The following is a 25,469-nucleotide window of genomic DNA, read 5'->3' as shown; positions in this document are numbered from 1 at the left end:
TTGCCGCTGACGCTTGATGTGAGCGCTCCGTTAAGACGGAGCGTAATTGAATAAAACCCTGCCCGTGCCTGCAAGCGATGGGGGAGGATAAAGACGATTCACCTCCCCCCGCCTCTGCAGATTAATGGAGATCGATATGGCAAAGAGAAACCCTGCAGTACCAGCTCAATCAAGCGTGGTGTCCGGTGAGACGGAAGCTATGCTGGAATCTGCCCAATCTGTGTCCGAACCTCAAGGGACACGCGAAGCAGAACTTCCTCCCGCGCCTGGGCCGGAAGTCCAGAAAGAGAAAGTGGTGCATGCGTTGATTGTCCAGGCCGAGCGCAACGGTTTCCGGCGCGCCGGAATTCAATTCGGTACGGAGCCTGTCACTTTGAACGCGGCTGATCTGACCCCGGAGCAACTTGACCAAATTATCAGCGAGCCGCTGCTGAGCGTCGCTTTTATCGATATCGCAGCTGAGTAATGACGTACGCCACCGCCACTAACCTGCTTGACCAGTTCGGCGCTGAAGAGATCGCGCAGCGGGCTGATCGTGGCATGCCGCGCATGGTGACGGCGGAGATGCTCAAGACGGCCGCCGCCGCAGGAAGCCTTGCCGGTTACACCACGGATGAGCAGGCGGCAACAGTGGCAGCGCTGACGCTGATCGAGAGCAAGCTGCTGGATGCGGATAGCACGATCAACGGCTATCTCGCTACTCGTTACACAGTACCTCTGATTGCCGTGCCGCGCTTGGTAATGGTGGCGGCCTGTGATCTTGCCCGCTATGCGCTGTACGACGACATGGCTACCGACACCGTAACCGAACGTAACAAAAACGTTATCAAGCAGCTTGAGGCGATCGCCAAGGGTTTAATCAGCCTGGGTGTGGATGTCTCCGGCAATCGGCCGACCGCCAACGACGCGGCGCAGATTTCGTCTACCACGCCGGTATTCCGGCGCGGTAACGCGGAAGGATTTATCTAATGGCCGTGCCTGGCATTGCCGTCAGCGTTTCGCATGACGATGCCAAGATCAGGGCGGTGTTGCTCAACCTGATTGCGCTCGGCCGCGACAACAAGGATGCGATGCGCGACATCGCTACGCTGGGAGAAAACAGCACGCGTGAGCGCTTCCGTACCGAGATCGGGCCGGATGGCAGGCGCTGGAAACCGAGCATCCGCGTGCAGATCAGTGGGGGCAGGACGTTGACCAAAGATGGACACCTGGGTGATTCAATCACCAGTCATTCCGGCCGTGACTTTGCGGAATGGGGTGTTAACCGTATCTATGCCGCTATCCATCAATTTGGCGGCGTAATCAAACCGAGAAATGCATCATCGCTACGCTTTAAGCTGGCTAACGGTGCGTTTGTCACCACCAAATCGGTAACCATCCCGGCGCGGCCTTTCCTGGGCATTAATGCCGGAGATGAGGCTGACATACTGGATATTCTGCAAATGCGGATTCAAGGAATTATCAATGCTGGCTGAAGCTGAAAATGATCTGATTGCGCTGATAAAGGGGGCACCCATTGGTGCCAAGCTGCGCGATGTAGCCAGTCTGCCGGACCTGTCGGGAGACAGCCTGGTGAAAAAATTCACCACGGATGCACCGGCGGTATATCTCGCCGCCGGATCTCTGCGGGTGGCGGATCGTTCGGCCCGGCTGCGCTTCGGTGTCGCCTGTATCGCACGCAACAGTCGGGGGCACATTGCCGCGCGCCAGGGAGACGGCGGCGCCATCGGGCCGGTGGGCTTATATGAAATGCTGGAAGCGGTTGCAGGATTGCTTGATGGTGCGTTCGCGGGGCAGAGCAGTTGGAAGGTAACCGCAATCGATTTCATGGCCGAGGATCTGCTCTATAAGGCTGGCGTTTACGCCGGGGTGGTACAGATCGAGACGTACGGCACGGTGGATCTGCCCGTACCGGTGGATGAGGAAGCGCTTAACGACTTCGCTACGTTCCATAGTGATATGGATATCCCGCCGCATGAGACTGCGGCCGAGCATAACAAGTGGTTGCAAGAGCCGCCTGACCAGACTGCATCCAAGCCGGATGCCGTTGACCAGGTAACGCTGCCCACATCATAAAGGAGAGACGATGCAGAAATTTATCAAACCCGCGCCAGACTTGCATGTGCGCATGCCGAACGGGAACGTTCTGCCGGCAGAGGGAGCGTCGGTCGAGTTAAACAGCTACTGGCTACGCCGCCTTGCGGATGGCGATGTAATTGAAGTCGAGAAACCGAAAGGCAAGAAAATTTAGGTAAACCTTCAACCAGGCCAAAAAAGCAAACTGACCTTTATGTTTGACCAGATAAGTTAACCAGGAGAAATAAGCCATGCCAGAAAATGTAAGTTTCGCCGAGATCCCGGTCGATATCCGTACTCCCGGCCAATACATTGAAATCGACAACAGCAAGGCGGTTCAGGGGTTGCCGCAGCAAGAGCGCAAGATCTTGATTCTCGGTCAGCGCCTGACCGCCGGTACTGTGGCACAGCAGATCCCAACGCGGATGCTGAATGCAGACCAGGCGGCCGGGTATTTCGGGCGCGGCTCGCAGCTGCACGGCATGATTGCCGCCGCCAAGATCGCTAACCCCTACTCGGACATGTGGGCCGTGGCGCTGGATGATCTGCTCGCTGGCGTGGTGGCGACCGGCACGATCACCGTGACCGGCTCCCCAACCGAGGCAGGCACGATCAAATTGTATATCGGTGGCGTTCGTCTGCAGGCCGGAGTCGCCGCAGGCGATACGGTAACCGTGGTGGCCGCCTCTATCGCGGCCGCAATCAACGCGGCAGCTGATCTTCCGGTTACCGCCACTCCCTCAGTTGGAGTGGTGACTATCACCGCGCGACACAAAGGCGAGTGCGGCAACGCGATCGACATCCGGCTTAACTACTACATGGGCGAAGCCACACCGAAGGGCGTCAGCCTGGCTATCGTGGCAATGGCCAGCGGTAGCGGGAATCCGAATGTATCTAATGCGCTTTCGGCCATCGGCAATGACCAGTACTACACCATCGTTACCCCCTGGACGGACTCGGCCAACATGGTGGCGCTGGAAAATGAGTTGGGTACACGCTGGGGGCCAATGTCCCAAAAGACCGGCCATGCTTTCGCCGGGCTCTCCGGCACACATGGAACATTGACCACTTACGGCGCCGCGCGTAACTCTCTGCATTCGACCATTGTTGGTTCCGGCAAATCACCCACCGCACCGTGGATCTGGGCGGCGGTGTTGGCATCCGTGTGTGAGTTCAATGGCGCGATCGATCCGGCCCGGCCTTTCCAAACGCTGCTACTGTCGGGATTGCTGCCGCCGAGCGAAAAGGAACGTTTTACGCGCGAGGAACGCAACCTGTTGCTCAAGGATGGTATCAGTACTTTCCTGGTCGACGCGGGTGGCCGTGTGCTGATCGAGCGCGTTGTCACTACCTATCAGACTAATGCGTTCGGGATCGAGGATATCAGTTACCTGGATCTGGAAACCAAATGGACGGTGGATTACATCCGCTATGCGGTACGGGCGCGCATAGCGCTGCGCTTTCCCCGCTATAAGCTGGCCGACGATGGTACGAACTTCGCACCTGGACAAGCGATTGTCACGCCGCGCGTGATCCGGGCTGAGCTGCTCGGATTATTCCGCGAATTGGAGCAAGTTGGCCTGGTGGAAGACTTCGACCAGTTCAAGGCCGATTTGCTGGTGGTGCGTTCCGACAGCGATCCGAACCGGGTCAATGCGGTGATCCCGCCCGATATTGTTAATCAGTTCCGGGTGTTCGCGGCGGCGGTGCAATTCAGGCTGTAACTCGAAAAAGTAAACGGGGGAGAAAATGGAAAATCAGCACCGTCAGATTAAAGGCTACCGCGAATTAACATCAGCTGAGATAGCCCTTATGAATGAAATTAAGACCAAAGGCGCCGAGCTTGGCGAGTTAGTAGAAAAACTCAGAGCGACCGAAGGACTTGATCAGCGATGGGTGAGTATAGGCGCAACCGACTTTCAAACCGCGCTAATGGCGCTCACGCGAGCCGTGGCACAACCTACGTTTTTCTAATCAACAGTTATCCGGAATTTCCGGATAACTGAGGGTTAAACCAGATCAATTTTTAACGGGAGAGTTACATGTCGAATCAAGTTACCGGCCGCGTTTTTGTCAGTGTTAACGGCAAGCGCCTGGCGTCGAAAGAAGGTGCAAAGCTGGGTTTCGGCGGCATCGAGCGCGAAGCCGTGCTGGGAGACAGCGGTGTGCTCGGGTATAGCGAGAAGACTGCGGTGCCCTATGTGGAATGCACCATTGCGCACAAAGGGGATACGTCGCTCAAAGAGCTGCAGGATACCACCGATGCATCGGTCACATTCGAGGCCGATACAGGCAAGGTGTACATGCTGCGTAACGCGTGGTCCGCCAAAGCCATAGAGCTTGACAAGGGAGAAGTGGCGCTGCGCTTTGAAGGCATCAGTGCGGAGGAAGCATAGCCATGCAAACCACAACCGGAAAATTTAAGCACGGCCTCAAGATCGGCGATGAAGTGTATACCGATTTTGAGATGCGCGAAATCACGGTGCAGGATATGACCGATGCCGAGGTGGCGGCGACGCGCCAGGGCGGCGGCATGCATACGCCGATGACATTCAACGCACACGCAATGGTGCGGCAGTTGCAGTCTGTCTCTAATCAGAATGGCGGTATTTATCAAGGGCCATTCACTTTTGCCATGCTGCAACGTCTGAAGCCCGCCGACTACTGGGAGCTGCGCGGGGCGCAGCAGGAGTTGGACGAACTGGGGGAAGCCGAGTAGCGCAGCAGAAGGGAACACTGGATAGGATTTTTCTGCTTGCGCTGAAAACAGGCTGGTCGTACCAAGAAATAAAGGCTCTCCCAGTCTTTGAGTTTAATCATTATCTGTCGCACCTGACCAAAATCAAGAATGGCTAATCGCGATCTCACCCTAGCAATGAAACTGCACGCGGACGCAACCCGGTTTGTCTCTGGGTTGACTACTGCGGGGGGTGGTGTGCGCCGTTTCGCCGGGGGCGTCAAACGTGAATTTGACGCGATCAAGGGCATGTTGAGTAGCGTCGAGGGGAAACTGGCATCGGTCGGCGTATCAGTCGGCACGGTGGCCGCCATCGTGCAGTCAGCGCGCATGGACAAGAGCTTGACGCAAATCGGGCAGACGGCAGGCGCCAGCCAGGCAGATGTGGCTGGGTTGCGCTCCGAACTTTTTCGCATGGCGAAAGACACGGGGCAGAACGTTGAGGATCTGCAGCAGGGTTTTAACAACGCCGTGCAGTCAGGGCTGCGGTTCACCGAAGCGCTACCAGTCCTTGATGCCACCAACAAGGCAATGGCGGTAACCGGAGCAAATGCGGATAGCTTGACTGGATCGCTCACCGTTGCTGCTACCGCTTTCAATTTCGATCTTACGAAGCCGGACATGGCCGTCACCCTGCTGGAAAAGATGACGATTGCCGGACGCCTGGGCAATGCTGAACTGGAAAACCTGTCCAGCATTTTCGGCCGCATTGGACCTAACGCAGCGGCGGCCGGGTTTGGCTTCGATCAAACACTTGCATTCGTGGAAGGGCTATCTCAGATCGAGCGCCAGCCCGAACGGCTGGCCACGCTGGCAGACAGCACCCTCAGGCTATTTACCAATCTGCGCTACATGAAGGAAGCGCAGAAAGCCACGGGAGTAAAATTCTTCGATACTTCCACGGGCGACCGTCGTGATCCGATGAAGGTTCTGGCAGACATAAAAAAGCAGTATGACCAGCTAAACACGGAAAAGGATCGTTCACTATTCGTGCAGAAAGCATTCGGCAATGCGGATCTGGACACCATCAAGGGCATGCGCGTTTTGCTTTCCGGCGACATGCTGGGAAACATCAGCCAGATGACCGCCGGTATCGGCGCGGCAGGCGGTACGTTTGCGCAGGATATGCCCGGCGCCATCAACAACGCGATTGATCAGGTGGGCAGGCTGAAGGCATCTTTGCGCAATGCTGCGGATAGCTTTATTCAACCTATTAATGCCGGTATTTCGGACGCCATCAAAACTATGATGGATAGCAAGAGTGCTGGCGGCATGGGCCTGGATGGGAAAGACATGCTCGTTGGCGGGGCTGCTGGATTGCTAGGATTGTTCGGCGCTGGACGCTACGGTGGCAAGGCTATCGGCGCATTGGCTAAACGTTTCGGCGGGACGGCAGCCGGACTGGCGGAGGGCAAGGCGCTGGAAGCTGCGGCAGGTGTGACACCCGTGTATGTAGTCAATATGCCGGGCGGAGGTTTGTCCAACATGACGGGGGGCGTGGCGGGAGACCTGGTCGGAGCGGCGGGCGGGGGGATGCTGGCTAAGCTGGTTACATTGATCGGCGGTGGGATGCTGGCTAAAGCGGGACTTGTGGCCACGGCTGTCGGCGCCACGGGTTATGGACTTTATAAGGCAACTGAAGGCACCGAGGTAGGGAATGCGATCAGCGCCACAATTTCCAAGGCACTATCGTTTTTTAGCAATCAGGATGCACAACAGGCCATTGCGCTCAATGAGAAATTGCGCACTACCGATATCGGCGGCACTATCAATATTCGCGTCGATTCCGAAGGCCGCGCCGGTATCGTAAGTACATCATCGAGCAATAAGAACGTACGATTCAACGTCGATGCGGGCATGACGATGGCGGGGGCGATGTAATGGCTGCATGGCGCGATCAGCTTCAGGCAGCCACCTTTCGTAGTGTACCGTTCCACGTGCGCTCAGCAGATGCCACGATCGGACGCCGCACGGTCTCGCACGAATACCCTGGCAAGGATGTGCCCTATGTCGAGGATCTTGGGCGGCGTGCGCGTGAGTTCACGCTTGAGGCGTTTGTGCTGGGTTCGGATGTCATGCGCGCTCGCGATGCACTGATCGAGGCCCTCGAAGCACCGGGAACTGGTGAGCTGGTACATCCATATAAAGGCCGTATGAAGGTGGCCGTGCCGAACGGACGCTGGTCGCAATCAATGGATGAGGGTGGTGTGGTCCGTTTCTCGATCACCTTCCAGGAATCAAGCGACGTTGTACAGCCAACGGTGCGTGCCGATACCCAGACCGGCGTCGAGGTTGCCGCCAGTGACGCCGAGACCGCAGTTAAGTCAGCATTCGAGGATGTATTTTCTGTCGATAAGCAACCTGATTTTGTCAGTACCGGCGCGCTGGCCAGCATCGCGGTAGCGCTCGCCGCAATTAAAACATCGTCAAACAGCGTTCTGCAAAACACAGCAACCACCCCGCAATTTGTCCGCGATCTGAGCATGATTGGCAGTACTGCCAGCAGCTTGATCCGCTTTCCTTCGAGCCTGGCTGGCAGCGTTTTTGCTCAAATCAGCGGTATGCGCGCGATCGCGCTTTCGCCAGCAGCGGCGTTTCTCTCGCTTTCGGGACTGTTCGATCTGGGCGTTACCGGGTTGTCATCTATTGCGGGCACCACTTCTGCACGTAAACAGCAGGCTGCAAACCAGCAAGCTGTGATCGATCTGACCCGCAATGCGGCACTGGTCGAAGCGGCCCGGGCCAGCAGTCAGATGGAATTTGCCAGTTACGACGACGCGATCGCTGTACGCACGGACCTAGCTACTCGATTGGAAGCTGCCGCCGAAACCGCGCCCGACACTACCTATACGGCACTGATCGACTTGCGCTCGGCTGTTGTTCACGATATCACGTCGCGCGGCGCCGATCTGTCGCGCATCGTGCAATTCACGCCTAATACAACGCTACCCGCCCTGGTTGTGGCACATCAGCTCTATGGCGATGCCGCACGAGAGACAGAGATCGTGGCGCGCAACCGCATCCGCCATCCGGGATTTGTGACTGGCGGCCACTCGCTTGAGGTGCTCACATGAGCAATGTCGAGATGCGTGTTAACGGTGCATTTTACGGCGGCTGGAAGACTATCCGCATCGAGCGTGGAATCGAGCAGATCGCCGGTACGTTCGAGTTGTCAGTTACCGATCGCTGGGTGGAACAATCGGCCGTTCGGCAAATTAACCCTGGCCAGTCATGCCAAGTGCTGATCGATCAGGCGGTAGTGATTACCGGTTACGTCGACACCGTAACCCCACAGTACGATAAACAGCAGCACACCATTACCGTGAGCGGTCGTGACAAAACGGGCGACCTGGTGGACTGCTCTGCAATTCACAAGAGCGGGCAATGGTCTGGCCGTAAGTTAGATCAGATTGCTGTCGATTTATGTCAGTCGTTCGGCATTAAGGTGTTTAGAAATACCGATGTGGGTAGTGCTTTCAATCCTCCATTCTCAATAGAAGAAAGCGAGACGGCATTCGAATGCCTGGAGCGCGCTGCCAGAATGAAGGCTGTCTTGCTGGTTTCCGATGGATTGGGCAACCTGGTATTGACCCGCGCGGGTTCCGGTGCCCCGGTGGCAACGCTAACAGAAGGTGAAAACATTCTCGCGGCCAGAGGGGAATTCTCCTGGAAGGATCGCTACAGCCGCTACGTTATCAAGAGTCAAGGCGTAGGCAGTGATGACTTTTCCGGTCCGCAGGTTGCGCATCAGCAAGCCGAATCACGAGACTCGGCAATTACCCGCTACAGGCCATTGATCACATTGGCCGAAGATCAGGGTACCGGCGCCACACTTTCACAGCGCGCTCAGTGGGAGCGTAACGTCCGTATGGGCCGGGGCAATCGCGCCACGATCACGGTGCAGGGATGGGCGAGTGAGGGCAACTTGTGGAAGCCTAACACGATGGTGCATCTGCGCTCCCCCATGCTTTATGCAGATGCGGATCTGCTGATCGCGTCGGTGGTATTCATGCTTGATGAGCAAGGTACGCGCACCGAGCTGCAACTGGTACGGCGGGAAGCCTTCGACTTGGTGGCCGGAGTCAGCCTAACCGGCAAGCAGGATAAAGCGAAGAAGAGCAAAAGTGATGACTGGAGTATCGGATTTTGATGCGCACTATTAATAAGATGATCGCGCCATTGGCCCGTCGTGTACGGCTAATGGTGGGTCGCGGAGTACTTTCCCTGGTCAACGATGGCCTCAAGATGCAAGGAGTGCAGGTGCAGTTACTTGCGGGCGAAGTACGCGATCTTGAGCGCTTTCAGGATTATGGATTTACTTCCGTGCCGCATGGCGGCGCCGAAGTTGCGGCAGTGTTTATCGATGGCAACCGCGATCACGGTATTGCTATTCGTGTCGATGACCGGCGCTACCGGCTCAAGGGGCTGCAACCCGGCGAGGTGGCGATTTATACGGACCAAGGCGATAAGATTGTAATGCAGCGCGGGGGGGTGATTGAGGTGACCGCGAGCACCAAAGTGCGAATGGTGACACCCCTGCTTGAAGTCACCGGCGATATCAAAAGCTTTCAGCCATGAGCGACGTTAAGACTCTCTTTTTCGGCTTCGAGCAGGGTGCCGATTATGCCATAGATGCCCTTGGCCTGACCGCAGACGACGGATTGGAAACGGCTGTGATCCTTTCGCTCTTTACGGATCGTCAAGCCGAGTCTGGCGATATCATCCCCGATGCCACGGCCGATAGGCGTGGCTGGTGGGCGGACATGTTTGCCGATGTGCCAGCGGACAAGATCGGTAGCCGGTTGTGGTTGCTGCATCGGGAAAAACAACTGCAATCTGTGGTAATCCGTGCCCGCGAATATGCCCAGGAGGCACTTGACTGGCTGGTTGAGGATGGCGTGGCAAAGGCAGTGAATATCACCACCGCAATCGTGCGCATGGGTGTGCTAGGTATATACATCGAGATCATTCGGCCTGATAGCACCGTTGCGAAATACCGCTTTGAGAATTTCTGGAAGGCCGCATAAATGCCATTCTCCCGCCCAGCACTTGCCGATCTGATAGAGCGTTCGATCAACGATATCGAAGCACGCCTGCCAGGCGTCGATGCCCGGCTACGTCGTTCCAACTTAAACGTACTTTCACGCGTGCATGCCGGTGCAGTGCATGGGTTGTATGGTTATCTTGATTGGCTGGCCAGGCAGGTTATTTACGACACAGCCGAAGCGGAAATACTCGACCGCTGGTCGACAATTTGGCTTACACAACCGCGCAAGGTTGCCACACCAGCGGTTGGCAATGTCGCGTTCACCGGCACGAATGCCACACTCATTCCGGCGGGTACAGTGATGCAGCGCGCGGATGCGGCGGAATTTACCACTGATGCCGATGCCACCATATCATCAGGAACCGCTACCGTTGCCGTGACCGCCTCGGTGGCGGGTGCGGCAGGTAATACAGATGCCGCTACCGCGTTAACTATGGTGGTGCCGATTGCCGGAATTAACGGTTCGGCCACCGTTGCCACTGGAGGGCTTTCTCAAGGGTCCGATACCGAGGCGGACGCCAGTCTTCGCGCCCGGTTGATTGCCCGCATCCAGCAGCCGCCACATGGCGGTGCGGATTATGACTATATCGCCTGGACACTTGAGGTTGCTGGTGTGACCCGTGCATGGGTGTACCCGCAGGAGCTGGGGCCTGGCACCGTCGCTGTGCGCTTTGTACGCGATGACGATGTAAGCATCATTCCAGACGCGGGAGAGGTCGCGGCGGTGCAAGACTATATTGATGCCCGCCGTCCGGTAACGGCCGCTGTCATGGTCACAGCCCCGGTAGCGGTGGCGCTAAATTTCACCATCGCAGCGACACCGAATACAGCAGCGGTCAAGGATGCCATTGAGGCCGAGCTTGCCGATCTGTTGCTCCGCGAAGCCGAGCCGGGCGGCACAATCCTGCTCTCGCATATTCGCCAGGCGATCAGTATCGCAGCAGGCGAAAATAATTACACGATGACTGTGCCGAATGCGGACGTAACACACGCCACCGGCCAGATGGCGACGATGGGAACAATCATATGGGCATGACAGCCAACGATTATCTACGTCAGCTGCAATCGTTGCTACCGCAAGGCCAGGCATGGCCGCGCGACGCCGAGGCGACACTTACTCAGCTGTTGGCGGCCTTGGCCGAGGAATTTGCCCGCGTGGACCGGCGTGGCGAGGATCTGATCAACGAGGCAGATCCGCGAAATACATCGGATCTATTAACCGATTGGGAACGGATTGCCGGTTTGCCTGATACCTGCCTTACCGCTGGTCAGACCGTCGAGCAGCGGCGTGCCGCACTGGTTTCTAAGCTGACCAGCCTGGGTGGCCAGAGCAGACAATACTTTATCAATATAGCCGCTGCGCTCGGTTACCCTGGCGCAACGATTGACGAATTCAGGCCGATGAATTGCAACGATGATTGCAATGATGCAGTGGCATCTGAGGCGGATCGGTTTGCCTGGAGGATCAATCTGCCATCACTTGGCGGCGCAATAGTCATGAACTGTAACAGTACCTGTAATGATGCGCTCCAAGCGTGGGGCGATGAGGTTATCGAGTGCCGGATCAATCACTTTAAGCCAGCGCATACCACGGCTATTTTCGCTTACGTGTAAGGAGAAAGAATGCAACGAATTGACACCGCAACCAAGGCTGTTGACCTTTTCGGGGCTGGCAAACATGGCTTCAAAGATGGAAATCAATCGCTCGGGATCGCCCCAACAGATCTCAACGCCGCGATCTTCAATGCCATACAGGAAGAAATTGCGAATGTAATCGAGGGTGCAGGAATGGCACTCGACCCTGGTAGCAGAACTCAGCTTAAAGAAGCTTTGGAGTTATCGAATTTTGATATCGGAACCAAGTTGTTATTTTTTCAAGCAGCGGCGCCGATAGGCTGGACACAGATCACTACGCACAACAATAAGGCGTTGAGAATTGTCAGCGGTCCTGGAGGTGGTTCGGGTGGTTCAGTCGCGTTTACCACCGCTTTTGCGTCTCAGGCAGTGAATGGCTCGAATAGTGCGACCACGCTGACAACGGCCCAAACGCCACCGCATCCTCATGCATTTAACGTGTATAACACCGGCGGCGCGGGATCGAATCCAAGTGGCGGCTCTGGAGGTTCGCCCTCAGCTTCGCCAGGCACCGCTACTGACGGAGGTAGTGGTGGTTCACACAATCACACTTTTACCGGTACTGCCATAAATCTGGCAGTGCAATATATTGACATGATTCTGGCGAGCAAAAACTAATGGATATAAGACAAGCAGACTGTCCACTCGGTGCCAAGTGTGAAGACGTTAAAACTGATGGCGGCAAGCAGTATATCGCTCGCTGCCCTTGGTACATAAAGGTTGCCGGAGTTGATACCAATACCGGCAAAGAGGTCGAGGATTTTGGGTGCGCAATTGCCTGGATGCCAACGCTGATGATTAACACGGCCAACGAGTCACGCAAGGGGGTGGCGGCCACCGAGTCGTTCCGCAATGAAATGGTGAAAGAGGGTGAAAGAAACCGCCAATCTTTTGCCACACTCAACAATTCACCGCATATCCATAATCCAATGATGGTGGCTAACTCACACCCACCCCTTTACATTCCAATGGCAATTTCAAAGGAGAAACTATGCGAGTAACGATTATTCGAGACGATGGCGTTGTTGGAGTTGGCGGCGTATTTCGTCAGGTAGACCTCTCTGCCCTATTTGAGGGAGTCAGGGTGGTGCAATGGGATGGCACCCAAGGGCATGTCGAGTATGACGATACGGCCAACACCCTATTGGGTGACATCGATCCCTTTCAGCCATTCATCGATTTATGGATCGCGGCCGCACCACAGCCGCCTGCGCCTCCGACCACTGCGCAGATGATATCCGCCGCATTGGCACGCATTAATGGGGACTATCAATCGGCTGTAAAAGTGGTAACTGCCGACTACCCGGAGGAGGAGGTAAAAAGCTGGCCAAAGCAGGAAGAAGAGGCGCGCGCATGGGAGTTGAATAATGACATGCCCACACCCTGGATCGATGGGGCGGTAATAGGGCGCGGGATCACTAAGGCCGCCTTCGTTGCTAAGATCCTCGCAAAAGCCGCTCTGTTTTCTCCGATTCACGGTGAACTAACCGGGAAGGCACAGGGCCTGCGCGATCAGATCGAGGCGCTGGGTGTGACTCCCACTCAGCAACAACTGGACGCAATCCAATGGTAATTTTTTCTCTCAAGCCAGGGCGACCGTTATGGGTAGAGATTGGCTATCAATTTCTCCACATGGGTTACTCAGGAATTTTGTGGATATTGATTCTGCTGCCTATTCCGGCCTGGGGCGCCGGGGTTCTGTCTTTCGTCGGAGGGATTGTTCGCGAGCTGGAACAACATAATTGGGACTGGCGCGCCCTGGGGAGGCAGGATCTGTTCTTTTGGGGGCTGGCTTCCCTGCTATTAACAGTTATTTTTTACGCAGCATGAAAGTCAAGGGCATCACTTTTAACCACAGACGAAGGAGATAGACCATGAACGTTGAAGATGTGAAAGCTCAAATAAAAGCACTTCAAGATACGCTGACCGCCGCATTAACCGAGGCCAAAAATCTGAATCAGCAGGCCGATGCTGTTGTAGACAGAGGATTGAATGCGATCGAGCAATCGAGTTACTCCGCTCCTATCGTGATAGGTATCTCGATGGCGATGCTGACGGTTGGCGGATTGATAGGCTGGGCAGCGAAGAGCCTGTTTGGCTGATCACCATCTGCGTATAGATTACACAGATGAGAGAGCGACCGGAATCATGCGCTAACATGATCCCGGTCGCCATAACCCACAGAATATAGCTGTGAGCCATAGCCAAGGCTCCCTGCCACGTACGCGGCAATCGGAGTCTAGCATAACCATTTATAAGGCTCACGTAATGCACAACCCTATTATTCCCTGGATCGGCGGGAAACGACGCCTGGCAAACAAGATTATCCCGCTATTCCCAGACCATGAATGTTATGTAGAGCCGTTCGCAGGAGCGGCTGCACTGTATTTTCGTAAAGCCCCAGCGCCGGTCGAAGTATTGAATGATATCAATGGCGAGCTGGTCAATTTGTACCGAATAGTTAAATACCATTTGGAGGAATTTGTCCGGCAATTCAAATGGGCGTTAACCAGCCGTGAAATTTACAAGTGGACGCAAATTACCCCAACGGAAACGTTGACCGATGTCCAGCGCGCGGCGCGGTTCTTTTATCTTCAAAAGCTTGCTTTCGGCGGAAGGGTGGAAAGCCAGAGCTTTGGCACAGCTACTACTTGTCCACCAAGGCTAAACTTACTGAGGTTGGAGGAGGATTTAAGCCAGGCGCATCTGCGGTTGGCACGCACATACATAGAACACGTGAACTGGCAGGAATGTATGCGCCGATATGATCGCCCCCATACCTTATTTTATTGTGATCCTCCCTACTGGGGCACTGAAGGATATGGGGTTGATTTCGGCCTGGAGCAATACGATCAAATGGCTGATCTGGCCCGATCGATCAGAGGAAAAATGATTGTAAGCGTCAACGATATCCCTGAAATGCGCAAAGCGTTTAGCGGTCTAACAACGGAATCGGTAGACATCAATTATACCGTTGGTGGTACTCAGGGGCGGGGCAGGCGTTCAGAATTAATCATAAGGAACTGGAAATAATCTAGAATGCTGGGCGAGGAGGAAATGCCCAATGCTAGTTCGTTCTAAACACATTCAATTTAATTTCGAGAAGCATCGTAAAACAAGTCAGGAAGTAGAAGATGCCGTTCAGACGCAGGGGCTATCACAGAACGACGCGGAGTCCCTGCTCTCTCCGGAACGCTTCCGCCCATTTATCCAGGAGGTCGGAAAGCGTTGCTTCCATTGCTGCGGAGACCTGCAACAACTACCAGCGGTCATGTGGCATGGCCATAATCCAACAACACCGGAACCGGAACCACTCGAAATATGGTTCCACCCAGGGTGTGTTGAAAAATTCGTTCAACTATTATTGCGCGATGCCAACGAGGTCAGCCTAGGTAAGGAAGAGGCGGATGAGATTTTGCACCATTGGAAGAGCTGGAACAAGGAATGGAAGAATTGGGATCAATAAAATAGCGTTTCAGGCAGTCTCAAATGAAGCGCAAAATAGTCTCAAATGGTGCGCGCAGTTACACCCACGTGCCCAATTCTAATGTGCGATCGCATAATATTTACTTACACCTGCACTTACATAAAATAGAAAAGGGTTACACTCCCGAGAATCGGAAGGATAACTCTTTGATTATTGGTGGGTCGTGAGCGGCTCGAACGCTCGACCTACGGATTAAGAGTCCGCTGCTCTACCAACTGAGCTAACGACCCGGAATTTTCAAGGAGTGTGGCTGAAACAAGAAGCTTGAATCTCGGCTTCGTATTGACCAAACTTCATAGTAGCGAATGCTACCACATCCGTTGAGAAATTCGAATGGATGATGTGCGATGGATTTTTTTATCTACCCGGGGAAAGGTGCTTTAACGCACACTAATCGACTGCAAGCGCTGGTTGCAAAGTCGTGCTGACCGTGTCTAAATTACAAAGTAGAAACCAGGCATGGTTATCATTTTTCCCTCTGATTTACTATCCCCTTATATCCCCCCCTTAGATTAATTATTCGAGCGGAGTAAACATGCATTTCAATATACGAACGGGCCGTCTCGCAGACGCGGAGGCGGGCGGAATGATCTGCTACGAGGCATTCAGGACGATATCCGGACAACATAATTTCCCGTCGGATTTTCCCTCGACCGAGGTGGCATGTGACCTCTTTTCATCGCTGTTGTCACGCCCTGACGTATACTCGGTGGTAGCTGAGAGCGAGGGGCGGATCATAGGCAGCAATTTCCTGTGGGAAGATGCGGTCATCGCGGGTATCGGTCCGCTAACGGTCGCCCCGGATGTCCAAAACAGCACGGTTGGCAGATGCCTGATGGAAGACGTATTGGCGCGTGCCTGGCAGAAACGGTTCGCCGGAGTGCGCCTGGTGCAAGCCGCGTATCATAACCGCTCCCTGGCCCTCTACACCAAGCTGGGATTCGAGGTACGGGAGCCGCTGGCAAACCTGCAGGGGCCGGCGCTGGAGCTCGACATCCCAGGCTACATCGTGCGTCCCGCGCAAGCTGGGGATGAAGAGGCTTGCAATCGGCTTTGTCAGAACGTCCATGGATATGATCGGGGTCACGAGCTGCGCCAAGCGATCCAACAAGGCACTGCCACCGTGGTCGAACACGCCGGTCGCATCACCGGTTACGCCACATTAATCGGGTTCTTTGGGCATGCCGTGGGGGAGAGCAATGAAGACCTCAAGGCCCTCATTGGGGCTGCGAAAGACTTCCCGGGGCCGGGCTTTCTCCTGCCCACGCGCAATGGCGAGCTGTTCCGCTGGTGCTTGCAGCACGGACTTCGCATTGTCCAGCCCATGACGTTGATGAGCTTTGGGCTCTATACCCAGCCTTCGGGCGCCTTCCTGCCTTCGATTCTCTTTTGAAGTAGAGGCGAAACGACGGATGTCACGGTGAGTACAGAGGGGTGAGCCGTCAGGCTCCCGGCTTGACCTTCCCGGCTTCAATCTCCTGATTGCCAAGTGCGAGAATCTTAAGTAGCGCCAGCGTCTCCTGCGTTTCCTCATAAGAAGCCACGTCCTGGATTACTGCCTTTGCCTCGCCTTTTATCAATTGCAAAGCTTAACGCTAGCTTGCCTATTCAGAACTGTAGCACATGATTTTTCTCGTAACCTCTTCCCTGCCGACAGGATTCCCTGTCCAATTTTTCACCTCGTGGGTTTCCTCATTCATTACAGTGTAGCCATTGGGACACAATTCCTTAGACCGCTCATTCAATCCCTTCACTGTGTATGCTTCTCCTAATAGAGAACCGACATCCTTTGCTAAAAGATAAGTTTTAACACCTCTTTCCGATGTCACCAAAGTCTCCCTAATAGAACCAGTCCCAGCGCAGCCACTTAAAATGGATAAAGCGATTGCTAAAAGCGCGATTCTTTTCAATTTAAAAAGCTCCTCATTGATTAATATTCTCGGAACGATCAAGATAATCATCAACTCGCTTCGGCGGGTTTTTTATTGCCAATTAATTTGATGTGATTAACCTATCGCGCTCATCACGGCAGCGCGTTTCAGCATCCAAACCATAGGATCTGTGAACACAGAGAATGTCGGGCTCAGGTGTGGGGGGCGTTTTTCTATGGTGGAGAGATTATATGGCAGACCTGAAATTGCAACGAACTTGGAAAAGAATTTTGCCTCTTGAACCCCTTTCTCTTCTTCGTTGCTCATGCTCACCTCTTTTTGTAAAGAATTTGCATCCTATCCACTGCTGAGCTTTATATCAAGAAAGATAAAAAGGCATCGTGGGCGAAAATATTCTGCGGAAAATAGGTGGGCAATATATCGCACAGGCACTTAACACGCTACCAGACACTGAGAAATAAAAAAATAATTTTATAGAAACTTTGATCAAGTTCTCGGTGTTTGGCCTGGTGCGGTTAAATGCCAATGCATGACTGGAAGGCAGGGAAAATATCGTTATCGCTTTTGGTCGATTATTGAGGCGTTAAAGTGGAGTAAGGGAGCATCCTGCTAATGCGAAATAGCGCACAGATTGTTTTTGGCTGCGGAGTAATATTTGATACAGCAACCCTGCTAAATCGAATATTAGGAGCGACCCATGAGCATTAAATCTATTTCGAAGGATTGGATCATCGTTGGTTTACTGGGTGGATTGGTCGGCTTTGTTTACACGCAAGAAGGCACTGCTGGAGCCCCAAGGGCGGCTGAAGCTGGGGTAACTTCTGGTGGATCCGCGGTAGAAACCGCTGGCGCTGGTGCATCTGCTGGTACGGCAAGAAAAGCGGGGGGCAGTGCAGGAGGAAATGGCAGCGTGCCAGGATTAGGTGGCTCCGCTAGCGATCCAGGTGGCGTCACTCCCCCTAGTAAAAAGGGTCCGCCAAGTACTTCCGGCTCCAACGCATCTGGGCGAACTCCGGGGATGGGGGCAAGTCCATCAACGCTACCAGGCGCTGCGGGGGATTAAGTAATGCTGCAGTGGGAGGCCTAAAACTCCTAAAGGGGGTCGAAATGACCGACGACGAGAAAGCCAGCCCGAAGGTGGTGGCGGGGACTTCTTGGGACTTGTTGAAACACCTAATTGGTGGAGACGAGGAGGATCGAACTCCCGACCTTCGCATTGCGAACGCGACGCTCTCCCAGCTGAGCTACGTCCCCGATTATTACGCGTATTTTATAACAAAAAGCGGTGGCATAATATTGAGGTTTCTGAAGCATTGGCAATGATGTGGTAATTCCGGGGGTATTTCGGTAGACAATTGCACTTATAAGCATTACCGAGGCTCAAGCCCTTCACACCCAGTCCTTGCCAATCAGAAAATCCGTATAGAGCTTATCTTCAGGGGTGCCAGCCTCGGGTTTCCAGTCATAGCGCCATTTCACGATGGGCGGCAACGACATCAGAATGGATTCGGTACGTCCGCCCGATTGCAAGCCGAACAGAGTGCCACGATCCCACACCAGATTGAATTCCACATAGCGGCCCCGGCGATAGGCCTGGAAGTCGCGTTCAGGTTCACCATAGGGCGTATTGAGGTGCCGCTCCAGTAGCGGCACGTAGGCAGGGAGGAAATGATCGCCGACACTTTTAGTCAGATTGAAACAGGTATCGAAATCCGGTTTGCTCAAATCATCAAAAAAAATACCGCCTATGCCGCGCGGCTCCTTGCGGTGCCTCAGATAAAAATACTCGTCGCACCATTTCTTGAAGCGTGCATGATGGTCGCCACCGAACGGTTGCAGTGCATCTTTACAAGTCCGGTGAAAGTGTATGGCGTCTTCTTCAAACCCATAGTAAGGCGTCAGGTCCATTCCGCCGCCGAACCACCAGACCGGCTCGGCCCCCTCCTTATGCGCTTCCAGGTAACGGACATTCAGGTGCACCGTAGGTGCATAAGGATTGCGCGGATGCAGCACCAGCGACACGCCCATTGCCTCGAACGAACGTCCCGACAGTTCAGGCCGGGCGGCGGTGGCCGAGGCGGGCAGCCCGCCACCGAACACGTGTGAGTAATTCACTCCGCCACGCTCAAGTACGTTGCCCTCTTCCATCACACAGCTTAATCCACCACCGCCTTCGGGACGTTCCCATGGATCGCGGCGAAAACATTTGCCATCCACCTCTTCCAGACGCGCGACAATGCGTTGCTGAAGTCCGGTGAAAAATTCTTTAACTTGCTGCGTTGTATCCATGCAAACTCCCGATCCCCATCCCGCCCTACAGGCTACGCACTACAGATTCACTATTTTCGTTGGTTGATAGCGCGATACCCGATGTCGTGGCGCATCTGACAACCGTTGAAGTGAATTTGCTCGGCAACGTCATAGGCGCGGCGCTGCGCCATCTTCACGCTATCCCCCAGCGCGGTAACACATAATACACGCCCACCCGCAGTCACGATTTCCTTGCCGTTTTCCCCCCCCAGAGCCGTGCCTGCATGGAACACGCAAAAATCTTTTTCCGGTAGCGCCATGGATGGGAGTTCCGCCAAACCATGAATCACGTCTCCCTTACGCGGCGTGTCCGGATAACCTGGGGCTGCCATTACTACACCCAGGGCGGTGCGGCGATCCCATTCCGCCTCTATCTTGTCGAGCGTTCCGTTCATGGCGTGTTCCATCAGCGTTACCAGATCGCTTTTCAGCCGCAGCATGATGACTTCCGCTTCCGGATCGCCCATGCGGCAATTGAACTCCAGTACCTTTACGCCGCCATCCGGCGCTATCATCAACCCGGCATAAAGAAACCCGGTGTATTTCTCGCCTTCCTGCTCCAGGCCGTTGATCGTCGCCTGGATCACTTCACGCATTATCTTGGCATGCAGCTTGGGCGTGATGACGGGTGCGGGAGAATACGCGCCCATGCCCCCGGTATTGGGCCCTTGATCACCTTCTTTGAGGCGTTTGTGATCCTGACTGGTGGCAAGCGGCAACACATGGCGGCCATCAGCCATGACGATGAAACTCGCCTCCTCGCCTTCCAGAAATTCCTCGATCACGATCCCGGCACCCGCATCCCCCACGCGATTTTCAACCAGCATCGCGTCTACGGCGGCGTGGGCCTCCGCCAGCGTCGTGGCAACCACCACCCCTTTGCCCGCCGCAAGGCCATCGGCCTTGATGACGATAGGTGCACCTGTCTGATCCACATAATGATGGGCTTCGGCAGCGGAACTGAAGCTGGCATAAGAAGCGGTAGGAATACCGTGACGCTGCATGAAAGCCTTGGCAAAACCCTTAGACGTTTCCAGTTGCGCGGCCTGCCGGGTGGGACCGAAAATCTTCTGGCCCGCCGCGCGGAAAGCATCCACGACGCCCGCCGCCAGGGGAGCCTCCGGCCCGACGATGGTGAACGCGATGGACTCCTTTTTGGCGAATTCCACCAATTCGGGAATCCCGGTAATGGAAAGATTCTCAAAGTCGCTTTCCAGCGACGTGCCGGCGTTGCCGGGGGCGATAAACACCTTTATGGGACGCGTGACACGCGCCGCCTGGAGCAGTCTCCATGCTATCGCATGCTCCCTGCCGCCGCCGCCAATTACAAGTAGTTTCATATCAGGTGTCTCTACATTCAAGTTTTGCGAGCATCCGCTTCGCGGTCCTGGACTTTAGTGGTGGTCTTCGCAATACCAGGCACACCACTCCCAGCGCCTCAATGTCTGAAGTGCCGCGCGCCGGTCAATACCATCGCCACGCCCTGCTCATCCGCGGCGGCAATCACTTCTTCATCGCGCACACTGCCGCCAGGCTGGATGACCGCCTTCGCACCCGCCTGAACGACGACATCCAGTCCATCGCGGAACGGGAAAAATGCATCCGAGGCAACGACCGAACCGGTGAGCGCGAGTCCTGCATTCTGCGCTTTGATGGAAGCAATGCGGGCGCTATCCACACGGCTCATCTGTCCCGCGCCTACGCCCAGCGTCTGGCCATGGGCGCAATACACGATAGCATTGGATTTGACGAACTTCGCCACGCGCCACGCAAACAACAGATCCTGCAACTGCTGCGGCGTCGGTTGTATCTTGGTCACGACTTTCAGTTGCGCCGCGGCGACGTTGAGGTTATCCGGCGTTTGCACCAGCAATCCGCCGCCCACGCGCTTGAAGTCGAAAGCATTGCCTCCCGCCTGGAGCGGCAAGGTCAGCACGCGCACGTTAGTTTTTCGGGCGAGAATCTGTTTTGCGTCGTCGCTTAATTCCGGCGCGATGATCACTTCGACAAACTGCTTGATCACCGCCTCGGCCGCGGCGCCGTCGAGCGCGCGATTGAAAGCGATGATGCCGCCAAAAGCGGAAGTGGGATCAGTGGCAAACGCCAGCTGATAAGCCGCAAGTGGTGTATCGGCCACAGCCACGCCGCAGGGGTTGGCATGCTTGATGATGACACAGGCAGGGGAATCAAACGTCTTGACACATTCCCAAGCAGCATCGGCATCGGCGATATTGTTGTACGACAATTCCTTACCCTGCAATTGAGTGTAGCTGGCAAGGCTGCCGGGGGCGGGCGCGAGGTCGCGATAAAAGGCCGCCTGCTGATGGGGATTTTCACCGTAACGCAAATGCTGGCCAATGCTGAAATTAAGATTGAGGCGCTCGGGAAACGCCTGGCGCTGTCCACGTTGCTCATCCTTCGGATCGATCGAAGTAAGATAATTGCTGATGGCGCTATCGTAGGCAGCGGTATGCGAGAAGGCCTTGCAGGCAAGCTGGAAACGGACTTCCTGCCTCACTGCGCCGCCGGTGGATTTCATCTCCTCCAACAGTGGCGCATAATCCTCCGGATCGGTAACGATCGTCACGCTCTTATAGTTCTTTGCCGCGGCTCGCACCATGGTGGGACCGCCGATATCAATATTCTCGATGGCCTCTTCCAGGCTGCAATCGGAACGGGCCACGGTTTGGCTGAAGGGATAAAGATTCACCACCACCAGCTCAATGCCGGAAATCCCCGCCTTTTCCATCGCCACCATGTGTTCGGGCGCGTCCTTCCGCGCCAGGATGCCCGCATGGATTTTCGGATGCAGGGTTTTTACCCGCCCGTCGAGCATCTCGGGAAAGCCGGTGTAATCGCTTACTTCGGTAACGGTCAGGCCGGCATCCTTCAGCAGCTTGGCGGTACCGCCGGTGGAAAGAATGATCACTCCCAGGCGGCGCAACTCACGCGCAAACTCGACAATTCCGGTTTTTTCGGAAACGCTGATGAGGGCTTGTTTAATCGTCATTTATTAGAATTATCCTGAATCCGCTAGTCAGATGAAAATTTTTACAACTTAAATTACTAAACCGGCAAGCAGGCAACCCACCGCCGGATCAGGATTATAGCCGAATGTACCGCCCGACCTATCCACAGATCCTCGCACTATCGTACCGGGCTAGGCTACATGGCCTATTTGATCTGATACTGCTTCATTTTATTGCGCAGCGTATTGCGATTGATACCGAGCAACTCGGCGGCACGCGTCTGATTTCCCTTGGCGTGGTTCATCACCAGTTCGATCAAGGGCTTCTCCACGCTATGTATTACCATTTCGTAGATGGCATGAGGCTTTTCACCATCCAGATCGTTGAAATAACCGTTCACCGCTTCGCGCACGCAGCGGGCGATTTCGTTCTCGTTAATAATGCTCATGCGACCAACTCCTCGGGCTCAACGTAAGTCAAGCGCCGGCCGTGGCCGGCAAGCTCACTAAAAAATTCGTTAACCGCCAGCACCTGCTGATCTGTCGTTTGCAATTGATTCATTGCATGACGAAATACAGCAGAGCCGACCAGACCTTTGGTATACCAGGAGATATGCTTGCGGGCGACGCGCACACCGGAATACTCACCGTAAAAATCATATAGCTCATGCAAATGCTTGATGAGCACTCGATGGATCTCACTCACTTCCGGTAGCTGGAGATGCTTGCCGGTGGCGAGATAGTGGCTGATCTCACGAAATATCCATGGCCGGCCCTGGGCAGCGCGGCCGATCATGACGGCATCGGCCCCGGTGTAGTCGAGTACCCGCCTTGCCTCTTCAGGCGTAGTGATATCGCCGTTGGCGATGACCGGAATTTTCACCACAGCCTTTACCTCGGCGATGGTGTCGTACTCGGCATGCCCCGCATAAGCGCAAGCGCGGGTACGTCCATGAATAGCCAGCGCCTGGACCCCCGCGCTCTCGGCAATGTTCGCCACCGCCAGCGCATTTCTATGCTGTGTATCCCAACCGGTGCGGATCTTTAGCGTGACAGGAACATTTACCGCGCCCACCACGGCATCAAGTATCTTTCCCACCAGCGGTTGATCCTGCAACAATGCGGAGCCCGCCATTACGTTGCAGATTTTCTTGGCCGGACAGCCCATATTGATATCTATGATCTGTGCCCCTTGCGCCACATTGTAGCGTGCGGCTTCAGCCATCATGGCCGGGTCTGCACCCGCAATTTGCACCGAAATGGGATCAACCTCTCCTTCATGATTGGCGCGTCTCCGGGTTTTTTCGGAACCCCACAACAAGGAGTTGCTCGATACCATTTCCGACACAGCCATGCCCGCCCCCATACTCTTGCATAACTGCCGGAAGGGGCGATCGGTCACCCCCGCCATGGGTGCGACGATAAGATTGTTTTTAAGAATATGAGGACCGATCCGCATGCTTCTACTTTTAAATAGTGGGGAGCTAACCCGGGAGATGGAGGATAAGCGTTACAATTTTATTTTAACAGGCTATTGAAATTCACGTAGCGCGTTGGCGACGAGTACGCGTAAGCGTATCGTTATGCGGTGACAATGGATAGATGTAAGATTTTACAGGTGACGCCAGTTAATATTTACTGTAGCCCCCGTGAGGTTTGGGGAAATATACAAACTTAATTGATTGCGAAACTCACTGCTTCATCTCGACAAACATTTTTTACGAGTTAACCTCTAGCACCAAACATCATGCGCCGGGCAACGAAACGCTTGGCTTGCGGAAGGCAATCCAGCGCACTTAACCCGACGCTGCGCACGCTTCCCAATACAGGATCGTCATTGGAAAAAAGTTTCACCAGGGAATCAGTGAATAACCGCCCGCCGCCGCTATCCATCCGGCGCCTGTAACGATATCTCGCAAGCATTGCGGGAGTTCCTGTCTCAGCGGGAGCCGAGATAACTTCGTCAGCCAGTTCCCAGGCATCACGCAAACCCAGATTAAAACCTTGCCCGGCAACCGGATGCAGCGTTTGTGCGGCATTGCCGATCAATACCGCACGGCAAGCCGTGACGGGGGTGGCGTATTTAAGCACGAGAGGAAAGCCGGAACGCTTACCGGCCTCGACGAGTTTGCCGAGACGATCGCCGAAATGCTCATGTAACCGGACAAGAAACGCCGCATCGTCCAAAGCAAGAATCTCCTGGGCCGCTGAGGGAGAAACGGTCCACACCAAGGCAAAATACTCGCCTGAAGGCAGGAGTGCCACCGGGCCATCCGGGGTGAAACGTTCATAGGCCACGCCTGCCTGAGCGGGAGAACGCGTGAATTCGCTCCCGCCACGGCCGGTTATTTTCGGAGCGCACTCACTTTTGATACGCGCGACAACCGCCCATTGCTGATAGTCATGCACATGCTGGGTCACGCCGTCGATTTTCGCAGTGAGGCGGCCGCCATCCGCCAGCACCAGCAGCCGGCCGACGGCTTGTTTCGCCACTCCATCATGCTGAAATTCAATCCGCCCCGATTCAATTCCGGTTTCCAATTGCGTCACCTGCGCCCCGGTCAGATAATCGACGTCACATTTTTTCAGCGCCTTATGCATGGACCGGAATACATCATGGTGATTGATTACATAACCCAAAGCCGGCACACCAATATCGTCGGCGGTCATGACGGTTCGGCCGAAACCCCCGCGATTGGAGATATGAATGGTCGTAATGGGCGTAACATCCGGTAATGGCTTCCATACGCCCAAACGCTCTAAAATAAGCCGGCTGCCGTGGGACAACGCCAACGGACGGGAGTCTTCCGTTTTCTCGGGTAACCCGCGCGCTTCCAGCAGCAGGGCGGACACGCCACTGCCGCGCAATGCCAATGCCAGCGCCATGCCTACCGGGCCACCACCAATAATGATAAGGTCATACTCGTGCTTCAGCGTGATTTTTTCGCGGCTCATATGTCGTACATTTAGGGCTTATTTAGTGTGTGGTTTGTCCGTTCGTTCTTCGACAATTTCCGCATCCTCGATTACCACATATTCTCCTTCCTCCATTTCCCTGGCTTTACGTAACTTACGCCGCAGCCACCATAACCGAAATGAAATACCAGCGGCGGCTATGGCGAATAAGGCAAGAAAAGCGGTAAAGAAGAAAACGCCCAAAACAGCCATGGCAATCAATACGGGAATAAGGAGCAGGTAAGCCGCCCATCGGCTGCCAGGAGACACATGCACAATCTCCTCTTCGGGCATGCCCGTTTTCTCATTCCGGATGATGCGTCTTATGACTATCTTTCTATCTTCATTCATTATCCTGAATC

The 25,469-nt window shown here is 54.8% G+C and carries 35 protein-coding genes and 2 tRNA genes; 25 read left to right on the top strand and 12 right to left on the bottom strand.

The features are described from left to right. Positions 1 to 136 precede the first annotated feature (136 nt). The 23 genes from SQ11_RS05600 to SQ11_RS05490 all read left to right on the top strand — a co-directional run bounded on the left by SQ11_RS05600 (position 137) and on the right by SQ11_RS05490 (position 14,961). Positions 137 to 466, top strand: a complete 330-nt coding sequence (locus tag SQ11_RS05600; RefSeq protein ID WP_156972417.1) for an HI1506-related protein — start codon at positions 137 to 139, stop codon at positions 464 to 466. Beyond that, positions 466 to 969, top strand: coding sequence for a gp436 family protein (locus SQ11_RS16340; RefSeq protein WP_052494010.1), 504 nt, complete (start codon positions 466 to 468; stop codon positions 967 to 969). The genes SQ11_RS05600 and SQ11_RS16340 overlap by 1 nt, the downstream gene beginning before the upstream one ends. Beyond that, a complete protein-coding gene (locus SQ11_RS16335; RefSeq protein WP_052494009.1) occupies positions 969 to 1,475 on the top strand; it encodes a phage virion morphogenesis protein in 507 nt (168 codons plus the stop codon). The genes SQ11_RS16340 and SQ11_RS16335 overlap by 1 nt, the downstream gene beginning before the upstream one ends. Beyond that, a complete protein-coding gene (locus SQ11_RS05585; RefSeq protein ID WP_041513165.1) occupies positions 1,465 to 2,076 on the top strand; it encodes a phage protein Gp37 in 612 nt (203 codons plus the stop codon). Before SQ11_RS16335 ends, SQ11_RS05585 begins: the two co-directional genes overlap by 11 nt. Positions 2,077 to 2,086: 10 nt before the next feature. Continuing rightward, positions 2,087 to 2,251 (top strand): DUF2635 domain-containing protein, encoded by a 165-nt coding sequence (locus tag SQ11_RS16725; protein ID WP_084226741.1) that lies wholly within the window; start codon positions 2,087 to 2,089, stop codon positions 2,249 to 2,251. A 76-nt stretch (positions 2,252 to 2,327) separates the two neighbouring features. Continuing rightward, the gene (locus tag SQ11_RS05580) at positions 2,328 to 3,800 is read left to right on the top strand and encodes a phage tail sheath subtilisin-like domain-containing protein (RefSeq protein ID WP_041513164.1); all 1,473 of its coding nucleotides are present in this window, start codon (positions 2,328 to 2,330) and stop codon (positions 3,798 to 3,800) included. A gap of 25 nt (positions 3,801 to 3,825) precedes the next feature. After that, positions 3,826 to 4,050 carry a hypothetical protein gene (locus SQ11_RS05575; protein ID WP_041513163.1) on the top strand — a complete coding sequence of 75 codons (225 nt, stop codon included), beginning with the start codon at positions 3,826 to 3,828 and terminating at the stop codon, positions 4,048 to 4,050. Between the two features lie 68 nt (positions 4,051 to 4,118). Beyond that, on the top strand, positions 4,119 to 4,472 hold the full coding sequence (locus SQ11_RS05570) for a phage tail tube protein (protein WP_041513162.1): 354 nt from the start codon (positions 4,119 to 4,121) through the stop codon (positions 4,470 to 4,472). A gap of 2 nt (positions 4,473 to 4,474) precedes the next feature. Further along, positions 4,475 to 4,795: a phage tail assembly protein gene (locus tag SQ11_RS05565; RefSeq protein ID WP_041513161.1), complete on the top strand. Its 321-nt coding sequence runs from the start codon at positions 4,475 to 4,477 to the stop codon at positions 4,793 to 4,795. Positions 4,796 to 4,924: 129 nt separating this feature from the next. Continuing rightward, positions 4,925 to 6,694 (top strand): phage tail tape measure protein, encoded by a 1,770-nt coding sequence (locus tag SQ11_RS05560; RefSeq protein WP_084226740.1) that lies wholly within the window; start codon positions 4,925 to 4,927, stop codon positions 6,692 to 6,694. After that, a complete protein-coding gene (locus tag SQ11_RS05555) occupies positions 6,694 to 7,887 on the top strand; it encodes a DNA circularization protein (protein WP_041513160.1) in 1,194 nt (397 codons plus the stop codon). The genes SQ11_RS05560 and SQ11_RS05555 overlap by 1 nt, the downstream gene beginning before the upstream one ends. Continuing rightward, positions 7,884 to 8,963: a phage baseplate assembly protein gene (locus SQ11_RS05550; protein ID WP_041513159.1), complete on the top strand. Its 1,080-nt coding sequence runs from the start codon at positions 7,884 to 7,886 to the stop codon at positions 8,961 to 8,963. The genes SQ11_RS05555 and SQ11_RS05550 overlap by 4 nt, the downstream gene beginning before the upstream one ends. Next, the gene (locus tag SQ11_RS05545) at positions 8,963 to 9,391 is read left to right on the top strand and encodes a phage baseplate assembly protein V (protein ID WP_052494007.1); all 429 of its coding nucleotides are present in this window, start codon (positions 8,963 to 8,965) and stop codon (positions 9,389 to 9,391) included. Before SQ11_RS05550 ends, SQ11_RS05545 begins: the two co-directional genes overlap by 1 nt. Next, positions 9,388 to 9,840, top strand: a complete 453-nt coding sequence (locus SQ11_RS05540) for a phage GP46 family protein (protein ID WP_041513158.1) — start codon at positions 9,388 to 9,390, stop codon at positions 9,838 to 9,840. Before SQ11_RS05545 ends, SQ11_RS05540 begins: the two co-directional genes overlap by 4 nt. Next, complete coding sequence (locus tag SQ11_RS05535) at positions 9,841 to 10,896, top strand: baseplate J/gp47 family protein (protein WP_041513157.1); 1,056 nt, start codon at positions 9,841 to 9,843, stop codon at positions 10,894 to 10,896. Beyond that, positions 10,887 to 11,474 (top strand): YmfQ family protein, encoded by a 588-nt coding sequence (locus tag SQ11_RS05530; RefSeq protein ID WP_041513156.1) that lies wholly within the window; start codon positions 10,887 to 10,889, stop codon positions 11,472 to 11,474. Before SQ11_RS05535 ends, SQ11_RS05530 begins: the two co-directional genes overlap by 10 nt. 9 nt (positions 11,475 to 11,483) lie before the next feature. Then, positions 11,484 to 12,113 carry a hypothetical protein gene (locus SQ11_RS17505; protein ID WP_052494006.1) on the top strand — a complete coding sequence of 210 codons (630 nt, stop codon included), beginning with the start codon at positions 11,484 to 11,486 and terminating at the stop codon, positions 12,111 to 12,113. Next, entirely contained in the window at positions 12,113 to 12,496 is a 384-nt protein-coding gene (locus tag SQ11_RS17500; RefSeq protein ID WP_041513155.1) for a hypothetical protein, read from the top strand. The genes SQ11_RS17505 and SQ11_RS17500 overlap by 1 nt, the downstream gene beginning before the upstream one ends. After that, entirely contained in the window at positions 12,487 to 13,068 is a 582-nt protein-coding gene (locus SQ11_RS16325) for a hypothetical protein (protein WP_052494005.1), read from the top strand. The genes SQ11_RS17500 and SQ11_RS16325 overlap by 10 nt, the downstream gene beginning before the upstream one ends. Beyond that, positions 13,062 to 13,325 carry a hypothetical protein gene (locus SQ11_RS05505; protein ID WP_041513154.1) on the top strand — a complete coding sequence of 88 codons (264 nt, stop codon included), beginning with the start codon at positions 13,062 to 13,064 and terminating at the stop codon, positions 13,323 to 13,325. The genes SQ11_RS16325 and SQ11_RS05505 overlap by 7 nt, the downstream gene beginning before the upstream one ends. A gap of 44 nt (positions 13,326 to 13,369) precedes the next feature. Next, positions 13,370 to 13,597, top strand: a complete 228-nt coding sequence (locus SQ11_RS05500; RefSeq protein WP_041513153.1) for a hypothetical protein — start codon at positions 13,370 to 13,372, stop codon at positions 13,595 to 13,597. A 166-nt stretch (positions 13,598 to 13,763) separates the two neighbouring features. After that, complete coding sequence (locus SQ11_RS05495; protein ID WP_041513152.1) at positions 13,764 to 14,528, top strand: DNA adenine methylase; 765 nt, start codon at positions 13,764 to 13,766, stop codon at positions 14,526 to 14,528. Between the two features lie 31 nt (positions 14,529 to 14,559). Continuing rightward, the gene (locus SQ11_RS05490) at positions 14,560 to 14,961 is read left to right on the top strand and encodes a hypothetical protein (RefSeq protein ID WP_041513151.1); all 402 of its coding nucleotides are present in this window, start codon (positions 14,560 to 14,562) and stop codon (positions 14,959 to 14,961) included. Between the two features lie 175 nt (positions 14,962 to 15,136). Here SQ11_RS05490 and SQ11_RS05485 read toward each other — a convergent pair. After that, positions 15,137 to 15,212 (bottom strand) — tRNA-Lys (locus tag SQ11_RS05485). A 305-nt stretch (positions 15,213 to 15,517) separates the two neighbouring features. Between SQ11_RS05485 and SQ11_RS05480 the strand changes: the two genes are divergently transcribed. After that, positions 15,518 to 16,375 (top strand): GNAT family N-acetyltransferase, encoded by an 858-nt coding sequence (locus SQ11_RS05480; protein WP_041513150.1) that lies wholly within the window; start codon positions 15,518 to 15,520, stop codon positions 16,373 to 16,375. A gap of 49 nt (positions 16,376 to 16,424) precedes the next feature. Here SQ11_RS05480 and SQ11_RS17495 read toward each other — a convergent pair whose 3' ends face one another. Genes SQ11_RS17495 through SQ11_RS05470 form a run of 3 tightly spaced genes read right to left on the bottom strand, consistent with a single transcriptional unit; the run spans position 16,425 to position 17,180 of the window. Next, positions 16,425 to 16,568, bottom strand: a complete 144-nt coding sequence (locus tag SQ11_RS17495; RefSeq protein WP_232297906.1) for a hypothetical protein — start codon at positions 16,566 to 16,568, stop codon at positions 16,425 to 16,427. Positions 16,569 to 16,586: 18 nt separating this feature from the next. Then, a complete protein-coding gene (locus SQ11_RS05475) occupies positions 16,587 to 16,943 on the bottom strand; it encodes a hypothetical protein (RefSeq protein ID WP_041513149.1) in 357 nt (118 codons plus the stop codon). Between the two features lie 45 nt (positions 16,944 to 16,988). Next, a complete protein-coding gene (locus SQ11_RS05470) occupies positions 16,989 to 17,180 on the bottom strand; it encodes a hypothetical protein (protein ID WP_041513148.1) in 192 nt (63 codons plus the stop codon). Positions 17,181 to 17,571: 391 nt separating this feature from the next. Here SQ11_RS05470 and SQ11_RS17200 point away from each other — a divergent pair, with 391 nt between their 5' ends. Further along, entirely contained in the window at positions 17,572 to 17,937 is a 366-nt protein-coding gene (locus SQ11_RS17200; RefSeq protein ID WP_156972416.1) for a hypothetical protein, read from the top strand. Positions 17,938 to 18,052: 115 nt separating this feature from the next. On the opposite strand, the gene SQ11_RS05465 is transcribed toward SQ11_RS17200, so the two are convergent. The 8 genes from SQ11_RS05465 to SQ11_RS05430 form a co-directional block, all read right to left on the bottom strand. Further along, positions 18,053 to 18,128: transfer RNA gene (locus SQ11_RS05465), tRNA-Ala, on the bottom strand. A gap of 135 nt (positions 18,129 to 18,263) precedes the next feature. Then, on the bottom strand, positions 18,264 to 19,163 hold the full coding sequence (gene hemF / locus SQ11_RS05460; protein WP_041513147.1) for an oxygen-dependent coproporphyrinogen oxidase: 900 nt from the start codon (positions 19,161 to 19,163) through the stop codon (positions 18,264 to 18,266). 50 nt (positions 19,164 to 19,213) lie between these two features. After that, on the bottom strand, positions 19,214 to 20,524 hold the full coding sequence (gene purD / locus SQ11_RS05455; RefSeq protein ID WP_041513146.1) for a phosphoribosylamine--glycine ligase: 1,311 nt from the start codon (positions 20,522 to 20,524) through the stop codon (positions 19,214 to 19,216). 98 nt (positions 20,525 to 20,622) lie between these two features. Next, positions 20,623 to 22,194, bottom strand: a complete 1,572-nt coding sequence (gene purH, locus SQ11_RS05450; protein ID WP_041513145.1) for a bifunctional phosphoribosylaminoimidazolecarboxamide formyltransferase/IMP cyclohydrolase — start codon at positions 22,192 to 22,194, stop codon at positions 20,623 to 20,625. A gap of 164 nt (positions 22,195 to 22,358) precedes the next feature. Continuing rightward, on the bottom strand, positions 22,359 to 22,601 hold the full coding sequence (locus SQ11_RS05445; protein WP_041513144.1) for a helix-turn-helix domain-containing protein: 243 nt from the start codon (positions 22,599 to 22,601) through the stop codon (positions 22,359 to 22,361). Then, positions 22,598 to 23,611 carry a tRNA dihydrouridine synthase DusB gene (gene dusB, locus SQ11_RS05440; RefSeq protein WP_041513143.1) on the bottom strand — a complete coding sequence of 338 codons (1,014 nt, stop codon included), beginning with the start codon at positions 23,609 to 23,611 and terminating at the stop codon, positions 22,598 to 22,600. Before dusB ends, SQ11_RS05445 begins: the two co-directional genes overlap by 4 nt. Before the next feature lie 266 nt (positions 23,612 to 23,877). After that, on the bottom strand, positions 23,878 to 25,107 hold the full coding sequence (locus SQ11_RS05435) for an FAD-dependent monooxygenase (protein WP_041513142.1): 1,230 nt from the start codon (positions 25,105 to 25,107) through the stop codon (positions 23,878 to 23,880). A gap of 18 nt (positions 25,108 to 25,125) precedes the next feature. Beyond that, entirely contained in the window at positions 25,126 to 25,458 is a 333-nt protein-coding gene (locus tag SQ11_RS05430) for a hypothetical protein (protein WP_041513141.1), read from the bottom strand. Between the last annotated feature and the right edge of the window lie 11 nt (positions 25,459 to 25,469).

The organism is Nitrosospira sp. NpAV (genome assembly GCF_000832065.1).
Classification (GTDB): Bacteria; Pseudomonadota; Gammaproteobacteria; order Burkholderiales; family Nitrosomonadaceae; genus Nitrosospira.
This window is presented reverse-complemented; position numbering and strand designations above follow the sequence as displayed.

Coding starts and splice junctions, on each gene's coding strand:
- SQ11_RS05600 (WP_156972417.1), top strand. CDS start 137: ATGGCAAAGAGAAACCCTGCAGTACCAGCTCAATCAAGCGTGGTGTCC.
- SQ11_RS16340 (WP_052494010.1), top strand. CDS start 466: ATGACGTACGCCACCGCCACTAACCTGCTTGACCAGTTCGGCGCTGAA.
- SQ11_RS16335 (WP_052494009.1), top strand. CDS start 969: ATGGCCGTGCCTGGCATTGCCGTCAGCGTTTCGCATGACGATGCCAAG.
- SQ11_RS05585 (WP_041513165.1), top strand. CDS start 1,465: ATGCTGGCTGAAGCTGAAAATGATCTGATTGCGCTGATAAAGGGGGCA.
- SQ11_RS16725 (WP_084226741.1), top strand. CDS start 2,087: ATGCAGAAATTTATCAAACCCGCGCCAGACTTGCATGTGCGCATGCCG.
- SQ11_RS05580 (WP_041513164.1), top strand. CDS start 2,328: ATGCCAGAAAATGTAAGTTTCGCCGAGATCCCGGTCGATATCCGTACT.
- SQ11_RS05575 (WP_041513163.1), top strand. CDS start 3,826: ATGGAAAATCAGCACCGTCAGATTAAAGGCTACCGCGAATTAACATCA.
- SQ11_RS05570 (WP_041513162.1), top strand. CDS start 4,119: ATGTCGAATCAAGTTACCGGCCGCGTTTTTGTCAGTGTTAACGGCAAG.
- SQ11_RS05565 (WP_041513161.1), top strand. CDS start 4,475: ATGCAAACCACAACCGGAAAATTTAAGCACGGCCTCAAGATCGGCGAT.
- SQ11_RS05560 (WP_084226740.1), top strand. CDS start 4,925: ATGGCTAATCGCGATCTCACCCTAGCAATGAAACTGCACGCGGACGCA.
- SQ11_RS05555 (WP_041513160.1), top strand. CDS start 6,694: ATGGCTGCATGGCGCGATCAGCTTCAGGCAGCCACCTTTCGTAGTGTA.
- SQ11_RS05550 (WP_041513159.1), top strand. CDS start 7,884: ATGAGCAATGTCGAGATGCGTGTTAACGGTGCATTTTACGGCGGCTGG.
- SQ11_RS05545 (WP_052494007.1), top strand. CDS start 8,963: ATGCGCACTATTAATAAGATGATCGCGCCATTGGCCCGTCGTGTACGG.
- SQ11_RS05540 (WP_041513158.1), top strand. CDS start 9,388: ATGAGCGACGTTAAGACTCTCTTTTTCGGCTTCGAGCAGGGTGCCGAT.
- SQ11_RS05535 (WP_041513157.1), top strand. CDS start 9,841: ATGCCATTCTCCCGCCCAGCACTTGCCGATCTGATAGAGCGTTCGATC.
- SQ11_RS05530 (WP_041513156.1), top strand. CDS start 10,887: ATGGGCATGACAGCCAACGATTATCTACGTCAGCTGCAATCGTTGCTA.
- SQ11_RS17505 (WP_052494006.1), top strand. CDS start 11,484: ATGCAACGAATTGACACCGCAACCAAGGCTGTTGACCTTTTCGGGGCT.
- SQ11_RS17500 (WP_041513155.1), top strand. CDS start 12,113: ATGGATATAAGACAAGCAGACTGTCCACTCGGTGCCAAGTGTGAAGAC.
- SQ11_RS16325 (WP_052494005.1), top strand. CDS start 12,487: ATGCGAGTAACGATTATTCGAGACGATGGCGTTGTTGGAGTTGGCGGC.
- SQ11_RS05505 (WP_041513154.1), top strand. CDS start 13,062: ATGGTAATTTTTTCTCTCAAGCCAGGGCGACCGTTATGGGTAGAGATT.
- SQ11_RS05500 (WP_041513153.1), top strand. CDS start 13,370: ATGAACGTTGAAGATGTGAAAGCTCAAATAAAAGCACTTCAAGATACG.
- SQ11_RS05495 (WP_041513152.1), top strand. CDS start 13,764: ATGCACAACCCTATTATTCCCTGGATCGGCGGGAAACGACGCCTGGCA.
- SQ11_RS05490 (WP_041513151.1), top strand. CDS start 14,560: ATGCTAGTTCGTTCTAAACACATTCAATTTAATTTCGAGAAGCATCGT.
- SQ11_RS05480 (WP_041513150.1), top strand. CDS start 15,518: ATGCATTTCAATATACGAACGGGCCGTCTCGCAGACGCGGAGGCGGGC.
- SQ11_RS05475 (WP_041513149.1), bottom strand. CDS start 16,943: ATGATTATCTTGATCGTTCCGAGAATATTAATCAATGAGGAGCTTTTT.
- SQ11_RS05470 (WP_041513148.1), bottom strand. CDS start 17,180: ATGAGCAACGAAGAAGAGAAAGGGGTTCAAGAGGCAAAATTCTTTTCC.
- SQ11_RS17200 (WP_156972416.1), top strand. CDS start 17,572: ATGAGCATTAAATCTATTTCGAAGGATTGGATCATCGTTGGTTTACTG.
- hemF (WP_041513147.1), bottom strand. CDS start 19,163: ATGGATACAACGCAGCAAGTTAAAGAATTTTTCACCGGACTTCAGCAA.
- purD (WP_041513146.1), bottom strand. CDS start 20,524: ATGAAACTACTTGTAATTGGCGGCGGCGGCAGGGAGCATGCGATAGCA.
- purH (WP_041513145.1), bottom strand. CDS start 22,194: ATGACGATTAAACAAGCCCTCATCAGCGTTTCCGAAAAAACCGGAATT.
- SQ11_RS05445 (WP_041513144.1), bottom strand. CDS start 22,601: ATGAGCATTATTAACGAGAACGAAATCGCCCGCTGCGTGCGCGAAGCG.
- dusB (WP_041513143.1), bottom strand. CDS start 23,611: ATGCGGATCGGTCCTCATATTCTTAAAAACAATCTTATCGTCGCACCC.
- SQ11_RS05435 (WP_041513142.1), bottom strand. CDS start 25,107: ATGAGCCGCGAAAAAATCACGCTGAAGCACGAGTATGACCTTATCATT.
- SQ11_RS05430 (WP_041513141.1), bottom strand. CDS start 25,458: ATGAATGAAGATAGAAAGATAGTCATAAGACGCATCATCCGGAATGAG.